The 12,412-nt window shown below is 62.5% G+C and carries 12 protein-coding genes; 5 read left to right on the forward strand and 7 right to left on the reverse strand.

Annotated features, from left to right (window positions below; genetic code table 11):
• The first annotated feature begins 5 nt into the window (after window positions 1-5).
• Together FHT87_RS21235 and FHT87_RS21240 are read left to right on the forward strand one after the other, a co-directional pair.
• Window positions 6-1,862 (forward strand): adenylate/guanylate cyclase domain-containing protein, encoded by a 1,857-nt coding sequence (locus tag FHT87_RS21235; protein ID WP_183735049.1) that lies wholly within the window; start codon window positions 6-8, stop codon window positions 1,860-1,862.
• Between the two features lie 98 nt (window positions 1,863-1,960).
• Window positions 1,961-3,838, forward strand: coding sequence for a DEAD/DEAH box helicase (locus FHT87_RS21240; protein ID WP_183735050.1), 1,878 nt, complete (start codon window positions 1,961-1,963; stop codon window positions 3,836-3,838).
• Window positions 3,839-3,891: 53 nt separating this feature from the next.
• Here the strand turns inward: FHT87_RS21240 and FHT87_RS21245 are convergent, their stop codons facing one another.
• The gene (locus tag FHT87_RS21245; RefSeq protein WP_183804749.1) at window positions 3,892-4,674 is read right to left on the reverse strand and encodes an alpha/beta hydrolase; all 783 of its coding nucleotides are present in this window, start codon (window positions 4,672-4,674) and stop codon (window positions 3,892-3,894) included.
• Window positions 4,675-4,840: 166 nt separating this feature from the next.
• On the opposite strand from FHT87_RS21245, the gene FHT87_RS21250 reads away from it, so the two are divergent.
• The gene (locus FHT87_RS21250) at window positions 4,841-5,503 is read left to right on the forward strand and encodes a 50S ribosomal protein L11 methyltransferase (protein WP_183735052.1); all 663 of its coding nucleotides are present in this window, start codon (window positions 4,841-4,843) and stop codon (window positions 5,501-5,503) included.
• A 6-nt stretch (window positions 5,504-5,509) separates the two neighbouring features.
• A complete protein-coding gene (locus tag FHT87_RS21255; RefSeq protein WP_183735053.1) occupies window positions 5,510-5,659 on the forward strand; it encodes a hypothetical protein in 150 nt (49 codons plus the stop codon).
• On the opposite strand, the gene glp is transcribed toward FHT87_RS21255, so the two are convergent.
• From glp to FHT87_RS21280, 5 genes are read right to left on the reverse strand one after another with little or no spacing between them, the layout of a single operon-like run.
• Window positions 5,628-6,851, reverse strand: coding sequence for a gephyrin-like molybdotransferase Glp (gene glp, locus FHT87_RS21260; RefSeq protein ID WP_183735054.1), 1,224 nt, complete (start codon window positions 6,849-6,851; stop codon window positions 5,628-5,630). The genes FHT87_RS21255 and glp overlap by 32 nt on opposite strands.
• Complete coding sequence (gene moaC / locus FHT87_RS21265) at window positions 6,848-7,345, reverse strand: cyclic pyranopterin monophosphate synthase MoaC (protein WP_183735055.1); 498 nt, start codon at window positions 7,343-7,345, stop codon at window positions 6,848-6,850. Before moaC ends, glp begins: the two co-directional genes overlap by 4 nt.
• A 1-nt stretch (window position 7,346) precedes the next feature.
• Window positions 7,347-8,159 (reverse strand): indole-3-glycerol phosphate synthase TrpC, encoded by an 813-nt coding sequence (gene trpC, locus FHT87_RS21270; protein WP_183735056.1) that lies wholly within the window; start codon window positions 8,157-8,159, stop codon window positions 7,347-7,349.
• A gap of 9 nt (window positions 8,160-8,168) precedes the next feature.
• Window positions 8,169-9,185 carry an anthranilate phosphoribosyltransferase gene (gene trpD / locus FHT87_RS21275; RefSeq protein WP_183735057.1) on the reverse strand — a complete coding sequence of 339 codons (1,017 nt, stop codon included), beginning with the start codon at window positions 9,183-9,185 and terminating at the stop codon, window positions 8,169-8,171.
• A 13-nt stretch (window positions 9,186-9,198) separates the two neighbouring features.
• Entirely contained in the window at window positions 9,199-11,091 is a 1,893-nt protein-coding gene (locus FHT87_RS21280; RefSeq protein WP_183735058.1) for a SurA N-terminal domain-containing protein, read from the reverse strand.
• Window positions 11,092-11,308: 217 nt separating this feature from the next.
• Between FHT87_RS21280 and FHT87_RS21285 the strand changes: the two genes are divergently transcribed.
• Window positions 11,309-11,590 carry a hypothetical protein gene (locus tag FHT87_RS21285; RefSeq protein ID WP_183735059.1) on the forward strand — a complete coding sequence of 94 codons (282 nt, stop codon included), beginning with the start codon at window positions 11,309-11,311 and terminating at the stop codon, window positions 11,588-11,590.
• Window positions 11,591-11,642: 52 nt separating this feature from the next.
• Here FHT87_RS21285 and FHT87_RS21290 read toward each other — a convergent pair whose 3' ends face one another.
• A complete protein-coding gene (locus FHT87_RS21290; protein WP_183735060.1) occupies window positions 11,643-11,897 on the reverse strand; it encodes a GlsB/YeaQ/YmgE family stress response membrane protein in 255 nt (84 codons plus the stop codon).
• Window positions 11,898-12,412 lie beyond the last annotated feature (515 nt).

The raw sequence follows: 12,412 nt of genomic DNA on the forward strand, positions 1-12,412 counted from the left end.
GTCTCATGAACCATCGCCTCCAGACCGTGATCGCGCTGCTGCTCGCCGGTCTGTGGGGCGCGGTACTCGGCTATTTTCATCTGCAGTCGGACTCCAGCCTCATGGAGCGGATGGAGGCCACGCTTGCCGATCTGCGCAGCACGATCGTCGGCGTCCGGCCTCCGCCCGGTCTCGTTTCCATTATCGCGATCGATGACCGTACCGCCGCAGCACATGGCTATCCGCTCAAGCGGGAGATGCTTGCGCAGCTCGTCACGTCCATCGGAGCGTTGAACCCGAGAGCACTGGCGCTCGATATCCTGCTTGTCGATCCCGGTACGGAGGAGGGCGATGCCGCACTTGAAACGGCGCTCAAAGCGACGCCCAGTATCATCGCCGGTGCTGCAACCTTTCCGCAAAGTCTCCAGGCGGTGACGGAAGATGCAGAGGATCCGCTGGCGGCGGTTCCCGAAGCACAGCAGCTTCTGCTGCCGCAGCCACGCTTCGCAGAGGCTGCAACACTCGGCATCGTCAATGTGGCGACGGACCAGAGTGGCGTGCCGCGATTCATTCCGCTGTTTTCTCGCGCCGCCGACCGTCTGGATGCGGCCTTTCCACTCCGGGTCGCCTCGATTGCGCTCAGTGCGGAACCATTGATCGAAAAGGATGGTATCCGGCTCGGCGCCCAGCGCATTCCAACGGATACGGGCCAGCGCCTGCCGCTGACTTTCTATGGTCCTGCAGGCAGTATCCGCACCTTCAGCGCTGCCGATGCGCTCGATGGCAAGCTGCCGGCGGATGCCATCACCGACAAGGTGGTGGTAATCGGCGCGACGGTCACCGGCGGCGGCGATGTCTTTCCCACACCGTTCGATCCCATCCTGCCGGGTGTCGAAGTGATGTCGACGGCGATCACGCATCTGATCGCGGGCGACGGCATGGTGCGCGACAGCAGGACACGGCAGGCGGATGCCGGCATTGCGATAGCCTTGCCTGTTCTTCTCGTCGCACTGGTCGCATGGCGCCGCAGTGCCCTCGGCTTCGTCATCATCAGCCTAGCGGTCATTGTCTGGGCGATGCTCAACCTTGCAGCCTTTGCGAACGGCTACTGGCTGAGTGCTGCATTGCCGATTGCGGCCGCCCTCCCACCCGCAGTTATTTTCGGTGCCGCAGAACTCTGGCGCGACCGCGGCCGTGCGCGGCACTTCGCCGATCAGTCCGAGCGGCTGCAACGCATCGAAGCGCCGGGCCTGGGCGAGTGGTTGGCGCGCGACCCGGCGTTCCTGGCCGAGCCGGTGCGGCAGAATGCTTCCGTCGTCTTCATCGACCTTTCGGGTTTCACCGGCCTCAGCGAAGCCGTCGGACCGGCCGCAGTGCGGGAAATCCTCAGCAGCTTCTTCGAACTCATCGACGAGGAAGTGCGGCTGCTTGGCGGGGCGATCACCAGCTTCATGGGCGACGGCGCCATGATTCTCTTCGGGCTGCCGGAACCGGCAGCCGACGATGCGGCGCGGGCGGCGGCCTGCGCCGTGCGCCTTGCCGGTCGCACCCGCAGCTTCCTTGCAGGCCATCAGGAGCTTCGCCGCAGAAAGATGGGCTTCAAGGTCGGTGCCCATTGCGGCCCGATCGTCGCATCTCGTCTCGGCAGCGGCGACCGTCAGCAGATCACCGCAACGGGCGATACCGTCAATGTCGCCCAGCGGCTCATGGAAGTGGCCGCAAGCCGTGGGGCAGAGCTTGCACTCAGCGCCAGCCTGCTCGACGCCGCTGGTCCGGATGCCGTTCCGTCTCAGGCGGGGCAGTTGACCGGACCGTTCGAGACGAAGCTGCGCGGGCGCTCCGGCAGTATCGCCATCTACACATGGCGTGGCGAGACACTTTGACATTCGCAGCCGGAGCGAGTAGGAACGGCCCAACTCTTCGGCCGGACGATTCCGGCTACGGCGCGTTACGCGCCTGACAGCTCCGAAAGATCGAACACATGACTGACTATAACGGCGTCTCTCCGGCGATCGCCAAGGCGTTGCAGAAGCGCGGCTATACCGAGCTCACCCCCGTCCAGAAGGCGATGCTCGATCCGGCGCTCGCCGCATCGGACGCGCTCGTTTCCGCGCAGACCGGCTCGGGCAAGACCGTGGCCTTCGGGCTGGCGCTTGCGCCGACGCTTCTTGAAGGCTCCGAGCGCTTCGCGCCGGCAGCCGCACCCCTTGCCCTCGTGATTGCGCCGACGCGCGAACTGGCATTGCAGGTCAAGCGTGAGCTGGAATGGCTTTACGAAATGACAGGCGCCGTGATCGCGAGCTGTGTCGGCGGCATGGATATCCGCAGCGAGCGCCGTGCGTTGGAGCGTGGCGCACATATCGTCGTCGGCACACCGGGACGTCTCTGCGACCACATCCGCCGCAACGCTCTGGATATGAGCGAACTCAAGGCGGCGGTGCTGGATGAGGCGGACGAGATGCTCGATCTAGGCTTCCGCGAAGATCTGGAATTCATCCTTGAATCGGCACCGGACGAGCGCCGCACGCTGATGTTCTCCGCGACCGTGCCCGCTGCCATCGCCAAGCTCGCGAAGAGCTATCAGCGCGACGCAGTGCGCATCAGCACGCAGGCGGAAGAAAAGCAGCATATCGATATCGAATATCGCGCGCTCGTCGTTTCGCCTGCTGACCGCGAAAACGCTATCATCAACGTGCTGCGGTACTACGAGGCGCGCAATGCGATCGTCTTCTGTTCGACGCGTGCGGCCGTCAATCACCTGACGGCCCGGTTTCACAACCGCAATTTCAATGTCGTGGCGCTCTCGGGCGAACTGACGCAGAACGAGCGCAGCCATGCGCTGCAGGCGATGCGCGACGGACGCGCACGCGTCTGCATCGCGACCGACGTCGCAGCCCGCGGCATCGACTTGCCGGGCCTCGACCTCGTCGTGCATGCCGATCTGCCGACCAACCCGGAAACGCTTCTTCACCGCAGCGGCCGTACGGGCCGCGCGGGACGCAAGGGCGTCAGCGCGCTCATCGTGCCGCTCAACGTGCGCCGCAAGGCCGAACGGTTGCTCGACAATGCCGGTATCGCCGCCACCTGGGCACGGCCGCCCTCCGTCGAGGAAGTAACGGAGCGTGACGACGAGCGGCTGCTCGCCGATCCGATCTTCGCCGACAAGCCGCAGGACGAAGAGCAGGGACTGGTGCAGAAACTCATCGAAAGCCATGGCGCCGAGGCACTTGCCGCCGCTTTCGTGCGTCTCTATCGCGCCAACCAGTCGGCACCGGAAGACCTGATCGAGGTTTCGGTACAGGACGACCGCGCCCGCAAGCGCCGCGACAATGGCGAGGTGCGCGAATTCGCGCCGGCGCAGAAGGGACCGCGTGACGATTTCGGCCCAAGCGTCTGGTTCTCCGTCTCCGTCGGCCGCAAGCAGAATGCCGAGCCGCGCTGGCTGATCCCGATGCTCTGCCGCAACGGCAATCTCACCAAGCGCGAGATCGGCGCGATCAAGATGCAGCCGGACGAGACCTTCGTGGAAATCGCCGCCGACAGCGCCGACAGTTTCCTCGGCACCCTCGGCCCGAACAAGACGATGGAGCGCGGCATTCGCGTCGTCAGGCTGAACGGCACGCCCGACTTCAGCAAGCCGGCCAAGCCCGCCTATGCGAAGAAGTCTTTCGAAGAGCGTGGCGACGATCGGTTCCGTGGCGACAAGCCGAAGGGCAAGTTCGGCAAGGACAGACCCGCCGGTACGGAACGTCAGGACGACAAGCTCTGGACGAAGAAACCGGGTAAGCCGAAATTCGAAGGCGGCAAGAACAAGTTCGAAGGCGGCAGGGGCAAGTTCGCCAAGAAGAAAGACCGCTGAGGCGGTCGCCGACCGCACCGGTAAGTCGATGCGGCCGGTAGGCAGCGAAAGTCTCAGCTATGTTCGCTGGAACCGGCTGCTGCGAGGATGAGATTGGCGACGGCGTGCGGCTGGGAAATCAGCGAAACGTGGCTGGCGTCGAGTTCGATCGTCGTCGCGTTCATGCGCTTTGCCATGAAGCGTTCGAGATCGGGATTGATGGTGCGGTCATTCTTCGAAACCGCGTACCAGGATGGCTTGGAGCGCCAGGCAGCGACCGTTGTCTTGGCAGTGAACAGCGTATCGGAAATGCGGCCCTGCACGGCATAGAGCGCCTTGGCGCGGGCAACCGGCAGATCGCCGGCGAAGTCTCTGACGAAAGCTTCTTCACTCAACTGGGCGTAACCGCCGCTGTGAACGAGCCCCGCACTGGCAGGCGGCGTCGGATACTGCTTGGCGAGAGCCGTATAATCCTCGCCGGCGTCAGGCGCGCGGGCAGCGATATAGACGAGTGCCGTCACCTTCGGGTCGACACCGGCTTCGGTGACGAGCATGCCGGAATAGGAGTGGCCGACAAGCACGGTCGGGCCATCCATCAGCGCCAGGATACGCTTGGTGGCTTCGACATCGTCAGCAAAGGAAGTGAGGGGGTTCTGCACGGCCATCACATTCAGGTCGGCGGCCTGGAGATGAGGGATGACATCCAGCCAGCAGGATGCATCGGCATAGGCGCCATGGACGAGAACGACGTTCTTTGCCTTGGCGATGGTGGCAGCCCAGCCGGCGGCCGGGAACATGCTGAGTGCGGCCCCTGCAACGAGAGCGGCCGAGAATGAACGTCTGGTGATCGGTTGCATAACGAGTCCTCCGGCTTGTGGGAAATCTGGGGCGATACCCTCAAGGGATCGCTGCAGAAACGTTACGCCGAGACGCAGAGCTCCATAACTATACAAAGGTCCAGCGAGGTATTATGCCCTGCCTCAAGGCCAGGTGGCCTGTCGCAACGAGGACAATCGATACCAGATGAGACCGGCTTCCCCAGATGATCGTCCTGAGCTGACGGCCTTCATCGAAGCTAACCTGCCGCTTGCGGGCGTGCCTTCGATACCTGACGTAAGGCTGCATATGGCGACACCGAGGAGCGGCCTCTATCGCCTTGCAATGGCTGACGATTCCGATATGGCGCCGCCTTATTGGGCCTACCCTTGGGCGGGTGGGGCGGTGCTCGCACGCTATCTTTTCGACCATCCCGAAGAGATGGCGGGCAAACATGTCGTCGATCTCGGCACCGGCTCCGGCCTTGTTGCCATCGTGGCCATGAAATGCGGTGCCGCCCATGTGCTGGCAATCGATATCGATGCAAAGGCGATCGCTGCGGCGCGGCTGAATGCCGAGGCGAACGATGTCGAGATCGAGACGCGGCTCGGCGACATTATCAGCGACGCACCACCTTACGCCGACATGATTCTGGCCGGTGATGTCTTCTATGACGAGGTCCTGGCGGAGCGTATGCTGCCTTTCCTTGAACGTTGCAGCGCTGCCGGCATCGACGTGCTCATCGGCGATCCGGGGAGGGCGCCTCTGCCCGCAGGTTCTCTGGAAAAAATTGCAGAATATCCGGTGCCGGATTTCGGCGGGGGTGCGCAAGGTACGGCCGCCGATAGCGCGGTTTTCCGCTTGAGATAAGCGCGATTGCGTGGCTCGCGCTCGGGCATCGGCGGCGATCCAGGCCTTGCGGCGGCGACCGTCATTCTCGGAGCGAGCGTGCTGGCGCAGCTCTGCTTCTGGATTGCCGTCGCTTCCGGAAGTGTCACGCGAGAAGATCTGGCCGCAGAAGCATGACCGGGCAGGTGGCCCCTGCCGGCAGTTCCGGCGCATGCGGCGGGCGGATGATGAGACAATCCGAACGGGCAAAGGTTTTCATCATCGATGAATCCTGCTTGTCGAAGGGTTCGACCAGCCAATTGCCGGCAGCGGATTTCGAAAGCCTGGCGCGGACATAGTCCTGCCGTTGGTCATTGGCACGCAGGGTAACCGCTGCTTCCACCGTTGCCTCGCGCTGCACCGGCGGCAGGGAGGCGAGCTTGCGGATCAACGGCTCAAGGAAGAGCAGCGAGCAGACGAGGCTCGATACCGGATTGCCGGGCAGGCCGAGCACGTGGGTCTCGCCGAAACTGCCGACCATCAGCGGCTTGCCGGGGCGCATGGCGATGCGCCAGAAATCGAGCTGCATGCCGGCCTCGATCAACGTGGCCTGCACCAGATCGTGGTCGCCGACCGAAGCTCCGCCGAGCGTGACGATGACGTCGACCTTCGCGCCCCGCGCCCTGTCGATCGCCGCGGTAATTTCAGCCTTGTCATCGGGCACGATGCCGAGATCGAGCACGTCGGCGCCGGCCCTGCGGGCAAGGGCTGCAACACCGAACGTGTTGGACGCAATGATCTGCGAAGGGCCGGGCGCGCTTCCCGGCGGCAGAAGCTCGTCGCCGGTTGCGAGGATTGCGATCAGCGGGCGGCGCAGCACCTCGACAGTTGGCCGGTTCATGCCGGCAGCAACCGTCAGCCGCGAGAAATCGAGCACGGTGCCGGCGGGAAGCACGGCTTCGCCTTCGGCAAAATCCTGGCCGCGGGGGCGCACATGCTGGCCCTGCCGTACGGGGAAATTGGTTCTGATGCCGCCCTCGATCTTCTCCGCATCCTCCTGCAGCAGCACGCTGTCGGCGCCAGATGGGAGGGGCGCACCGGTGAAGATCCTGATAGCCTCTCCCTGACCGACGCTTCCCTCGAAGCCGTGGCCGGCGGAGGACATGCCGATGACTTTCAGCACGGCGCCTGGCTCCGGCGCATCTTCGCGGCGCAGTGCATAGCCATCCATGGCGGATGCGTTGAAGGGCGGCTGTGTCAGGTCAGCTGTCAGATCAATGGCCAGGACGCGGCCTTCGGCCTCGGCGAGCGGCAACGTTTCGCACGCCGTAACGGGCTTGGCGCCGGAGAGTAGGCGGCTCTGGGCCTCGGCGACGGGTAGAAGGTTCATCTTGCCTCCGGATGGCGAAAATCGCCGGATTTGCCGCCGGATTTTTCGAGCAGCCTGACGCCTCCGATTTCCATTGCCTTGTCGGCCGCCTTGGCCATGTCGTAGATCGTGAGACAAGCGACCGAGACGGCGGTCAGCGCTTCCATCTCCACACCGGTCCTGCCGGTGAGTTTGGCGGTTGCGGTGACGCGCAGGCCGGGCAGGGCGGTATCTTCCTCTATCTCGACTGTAACCTTCGTCAGCATCAGCGGATGGCAGAGCGGGATGAGATCGGCGGTGCGTTTGGCGGCCATGATGCCGGCAAGGCGGGCGGTGCCGATGACGTCACCCTTCTTGGCATTGCCTTCGCGAATGAGCGCAAGCGTTTCCGGCGCCATCTTCACATGGCCCTCGGCAGTGGCGATGCGCACGGTCTCGGCCTTGTCGGAGACATCGACCATATGCGCCTCGCCGGAGGCGCCGATATGCGTGAGGCCGAGCTTTTCGCCGCTCATATCATTCAGCCGCGATGGCGGCTTCACCAAACAGCAGGGCGCGGGTGGCTGCCGTCACGTCCTCCTTGCGCATCAGGCTTTCGCCGACGAGGAAGGTATTGATGTCAACGGCCTGCAGGCGCTTGCAATCCTTATTGGTGAAGATGCCGCTTTCGCCGACCAGAAGCCGGTCATCAGGAACCATTGATGCCAGCGTCTCGCTGACCGTGAGACTGACTTCGAACGTGCGGAGATTGCGGTTGTTGATACCGACGAGCGGCGAAGACAGCTTCAAAGCGCGTTCCATTTCGGGCGCGTCGTGAACTTCGACCAGCACATCCATGCCGAGCAAGAAGGCCTCATCCTGCAGGCGCTCTGCATCGTCGTCCGTCAGCGACGCCATGATGAGCAGAATGCAATCAGCACCCCAGGCGCGGGCCTCATGCACCTGATAGGTCTCGAACATGAAATCCTTGCGCAGCGCGGGCAGGGCGCAGGCGGCACGCGCTGCCGTCAGGAATTCCGGTGCGCCCTGAAAACTCGGCGTATCCGTCAGCACCGACAGGCAGGCAGCGCCACCGGCTTCGTAAGCCTTTGCCAGCACCGGCGGATCGAAGTCCGGACGGATAAGGCCCTTGGACGGGCTAGCCTTCTTGATCTCGGCAATCAGGCCGATCTGGCCGGCATCGCGCTTGGCGACAAGCGCCTTGTGGAAACCACGCGGCGCGGACTGCCCGGCCTGCATAGCCTTCAGATCAGCAAGCGAGGTTTTCGCCTTGGCGGCAGAGATTTCCTCGCGCTTGTAGGCTTCGATCTTCTTCAGGATATCAGTCATGAGACGATCCTAGTCGATATCGTTGGAAACGGCGATCAGTTTGTCGAGCGCAGATGCCGTTGCGCCGCTATCGAGCGATTCCGTTGCGAGCTTCATACCGTCACGGATCGTCTCTGCCTTACCCGCGATGACGAGCGAGGCGGCGGCATTGGCGAGCGCGATATCGCGGTAAGCGTTCTTGGTGCCGCCGAGCACCTCGCGCAGCGCTGCGGCATTGACGGTGCCGTCGCCGCCCTTGATATCGGCGAGCACGCAGGGCGCCACACCGAAATCGGCCGGCGACAGCTCGAAAGTACGGATCTGGCCATTCTCAAGCGCGGCAACGCTGGTCTTGCCGGTAGTGGTGATTTCATCGAGGCCGTCGCCATGGACGACCCACACACTTTCGGAGCCAAGATCGCGCATGACCTCGGCAAGCGGCACGACCCATTGCGGGGCGAAGACGCCGAGAAGCTGACGCTTGACGCCAGCCGGATTGGAGAGGGGACCAAGCAGGTTGAAGATCGTGCGCGTGCCGAGTTCGACGCGCGTCGGGCCGACGTGTCGCATGGCGGAATGATGCTGCTGCGCGAACATGAAGCCGACACCGGCTTCGGCGATGCAGCGGGAGATCATCTCCGGGGTGACCTCGAGATTGACGCCAAGCGCCGCAAGACTGTCGGCGGCACCAGATTTCGAGCTCAACGCCCTATTACCATGCTTGGCGACCGGAACGCCGGCGCCGGCGACGATGAGCGCCGCCAGCGTCGAGATGTTGTAGGTACCGCTGGCATCGCCGCCGGTGCCGACGATATCGATCGCGTCGGCGGGTGCTTTCACCCGCAGCATCTTGGAGCGCATCGTGGTGACGGCGCCGACGATCTCGTCGACCGTCTCGCCGCGGACGCGGAGCGCCATCAGGAAGCCGCCGATCTGCGAAGGCGTTGCCTGACCGGACATCAGGATATCGAAGGCCTGACGGGCCTCGTCACGGGTCAGGGGCTCGCGGCTTGCTGCCTTGGCCAGAAGCGGCTTCAGATCGGTCATGCGTCGCTTCTCCCTAGCGGACGGTTGCCTGTTCGGCGAGGGGCCGGTTGACCTCTGTACCATACTGGCTCTGCAACAGGTTGACCATCTGATCGAGAATGTCGTCACCAGCCTGATTTGCGATGGTGGCGATCTGCTGGTCGCGGTTGTTCAAAGCATCGGTCGTCGGCTCTTCGTTGACGTCAGTCACCTTCAGCAGGATCTGCGTGCTCGGATCGGCGCCGACAGCCGTTGCGACAGTATCTACAGGACCGGAGAAGGCGGCGTTGATGCCGGCGCGGCCGAGAACCGGATCGTCGGTCGAGCGGGTAAAGCCGCTCTTGCTTTCGACGGCGATACCAAGTGGGGTGGCGATATCGGCAAGTGCAGTGCCCTTCTGCGCCTCGGCCTTCAGTTCGCCGGCCTTTTTGGCAAGTTCGGCCTTCTGCTGCTCGGCGGTCCAGTCCTGAACGGCCTTGTCACGCACTTCGGCAAGCGGGCGGTCACGTTCCGGCATGACGTCGCGCACGTCGAACCAGACATAGCCGTCATTGCCGACGGAAATGGCGACCGCATCGGCGCCGACATCGGTCTTGAAGGCTTCCGGCAGAAGCTGCTGCTGGGCCGGAATATCCTTGACCGGATTGCCGTCCTTGTCTGCACCCGTCATATCGATAGCGTCAATGACGACAGCCTTCAGCTTGAGCTGGTTGGCGATCTCTTCGAGAGACGTACCGCCTGCGCGCATATCCTCGATGCGGTCGTGAACGTTGATGACCTCCTGCGAGGCGTTGGCAACCGAAAGCTGTTTGCGGAGCTCTTCCTTGACCTCATCGAAGCTCTTGGTGGTCTCCGGCTTGATATTGGTCACACGCAGGATGACAGGACCAAAGGTGCCGTCGACGACAGGTGTGGTGCCGCCATCGGTCTTCACCGCGAAAGCGGCTTCGGCCACGGCCTGGTCCGGAACCTTGTCCTTGGCGAATTCGCCCAGCAGCACATCGCTTGCAGTCTTGCCCTGGTCGGTGACAAGCTGATCGAAGCTCGTGCCGCTCTTCAGCGCGGTTTCAGCCGCATTGGCGAGATCCTTGCTGGCGAAGGTGAGCTGCTCCAGCGTGCGGCTTTCCGGCGTCGTGTAGGCAGCCTTGGCCTTGTCGAAGGCTTCCTTGATCTGATCGTCGGTGACCGTGTTGGGATCGGCGATATCATCAGGCTGAAGCTTCAGATAGGCGATCTTGCGATATTCCGGCGCGCGATAGCGCTGCTTGACGTCTTCGAACCACTTGGCGAGCACGTCATCGGCCGGCGCCTTGATCGGTTCGATATTGGCGTTGGTGAGCAGCAGGTAATCGACGCTGCGGCTCTCGTTGCCGTAGAGTTTCAGCGCGTTGACGAGAGTCGCAGGCGCCTGGAAGCCGTTGGAGACGGCTTCGATGATCTGGCTGCGGATAGCCTGCTTGCTGCGATCCTTGATATAGTCGTCTTCCCGGATGCCGGCATTGCGCAGACGAGAGGTGAAAAGCGAGCGGTCGAACTGGCCGTTGAGCGCCTTGAAAGCCGGATCGTCACCGATCAGCTGGGCAAGGCGGTCTTCGGAAAGGCCGAGGCCCATGTCATCGGCAAGCTGGTCCAGCGAGGCACCTGCCACGAGCTGGGCAAGCACCTGCTCTTCAACGCCGAAAGCACGGGCCTGCTCCGGCGTCAGGCGCACACCGTATTGCTGCCCGAGTTGGGCAACCTGGCGCTGGTAGGCGAGGCGGAATTCATTGACGTCCACATGCTGGTCGCCGACGGTGACCACCGTCGTGCTGTTGCCGCCGCTTATCAGTTCACGCGACACGCCCCAGATGCCGAAGGACGCGACGAGCAGGAGCAGGAGCAGCTTGGCAACCCAGGTCTGAGCAGCTCTTCTCAGAAGATGGAACATGGAAACGCAAACCTCGCATTATCATTGGCCCAGAAGGGCAGACATTCGTCGTTCCATAAAACAAAGCTGCGAGGAAATGAAGGCTTGTCGCACGAAAAGCTTGCGGCGCTTGCACCCGCTTTCGCCAACCCGCGGCGAGCGACAAAAGATGTACCGCTGCGGAACCTTTCCAGTCTTCATTTCGTTGAAGCCGCATTCCATCAAACAGGAGCAGACCATGGCCGAACTGAAAACCGCTTCCGCCGAATCCACCGCTGCGCGCGTCAAGGCCGAAGTTGCCGCCGACGATCTGTCCGCGCAGGTTGCTGCGTTACGCGAGGATCTGGCCCGCCTTTCGGAGAGCGTGATCGCATTGGGGCAGGGCGCAAAGACCGCGGTGGCCGACGAAGCCTCCGTCATGACCGAGCGTGTCCGCGACAAGGTGCGTGAAGAGCCGCTGACCGCAATCGCCATTACGGCAGGCGTCGCCTATCTCTTCGGTCTCCTCAGCCGTCGATAGACGAAAAAAGCCGGACGCATGACGTCCGGCCTTCAGTCTTTTCCGTGTCAGGTCAGCGGCGGATGACGCGTCCGATCGCAATCAGAATGCATGCGCCGACAAAGCCCGTGATCAGATATCCGAGCCAGCCGCCGAGTGGCTGGATATGAAGGATACCGAGAATCCAGTTGGCGACGATCGCGCCTATGATACCGAGCAATATGTTCATGAACACGCCCATATTGCTGTTCATGAACTTCTCCGCCAGCCATCCGGCGAAGCCGCCGATAATGATAGCTGCAATCCAACCTACACTTTCGTTTTCCATGGCAATCTCCCCTCCTAGGCAAAACGTGAGATAAAACGCGCACAATCGAAAAAAGTTCCGCCGTGGCAGCGGCTTAGCGCTGTCAGGGACGAAGCAATATCACCGGCGTGGAAAATGCGTGAGCCGCGATCTGAAACATCGGTCCGGAAAAGGCCAGCGCGACGAAACCTGCCGGCATCAGCAAACTCTTCGTGAACATCAAATCCTCCCTTGATCGGAAGCAAGCATAGTTCATCGCCTCAACTGCACAAGTCGCCTATTAATAAGCAGTTCAGCGTGAAATTTAAGTAAAATTGTCGCGACGCAACATGCACTACAACTAATATTAGCTCATTTGGAACCAGGCTCGCGATGGAGACTTCTATCGCAAAGTCGGGTACGATAAGATTTGCATGAATTCCGAAACAGTAGAAGCGAGGCCGCTGGCAGGCATTGCGCTCGCTTGCCTGGGAGTGCCATGGTGAGCTCGGCCGAAGGAAGCGCGCGGCCTACTGAGACAACTATACCGGATGGCT

Origin of the sequence: Rhizobium sp. BK316, assembly GCF_014193695.1 — a bacterium.
GTDB lineage: Bacteria > Pseudomonadota > Alphaproteobacteria > Rhizobiales > Rhizobiaceae > Rhizobium.

What these genes read in the sequence shown, in the direction of transcription:
- FHT87_RS21235 (WP_183735049.1), top strand. Translation starts at nt 6, where the DNA reads ATGAACCATCGCCTCCAGACCGTGATCGCGCTGCTGCTCGCCGGTCTG.
- FHT87_RS21240 (WP_183735050.1), top strand. Translation starts at nt 1,961, where the DNA reads ATGACTGACTATAACGGCGTCTCTCCGGCGATCGCCAAGGCGTTGCAG.
- FHT87_RS21245 (WP_183804749.1), bottom strand. Translation starts at nt 4,674, where the DNA reads ATGCAACCGATCACCAGACGTTCATTCTCGGCCGCTCTCGTTGCAGGG.
- FHT87_RS21250 (WP_183735052.1), top strand. Translation starts at nt 4,841, where the DNA reads ATGAGACCGGCTTCCCCAGATGATCGTCCTGAGCTGACGGCCTTCATC.
- glp (WP_183735054.1), bottom strand. Translation starts at nt 6,851, where the DNA reads ATGAACCTTCTACCCGTCGCCGAGGCCCAGAGCCGCCTACTCTCCGGC.
- moaC (WP_183735055.1), bottom strand. Translation starts at nt 7,345, where the DNA reads ATGAGCGGCGAAAAGCTCGGCCTCACGCATATCGGCGCCTCCGGCGAG.
- trpC (WP_183735056.1), bottom strand. Translation starts at nt 8,159, where the DNA reads ATGACTGATATCCTGAAGAAGATCGAAGCCTACAAGCGCGAGGAAATC.
- trpD (WP_183735057.1), bottom strand. Translation starts at nt 9,185, where the DNA reads ATGACCGATCTGAAGCCGCTTCTGGCCAAGGCAGCAAGCCGCGAGCCC.
- FHT87_RS21280 (WP_183735058.1), bottom strand. Translation starts at nt 11,091, where the DNA reads ATGTTCCATCTTCTGAGAAGAGCTGCTCAGACCTGGGTTGCCAAGCTG.
- FHT87_RS21285 (WP_183735059.1), top strand. Translation starts at nt 11,309, where the DNA reads ATGGCCGAACTGAAAACCGCTTCCGCCGAATCCACCGCTGCGCGCGTC.
- FHT87_RS21290 (WP_183735060.1), bottom strand. Translation starts at nt 11,897, where the DNA reads ATGGAAAACGAAAGTGTAGGTTGGATTGCAGCTATCATTATCGGCGGC.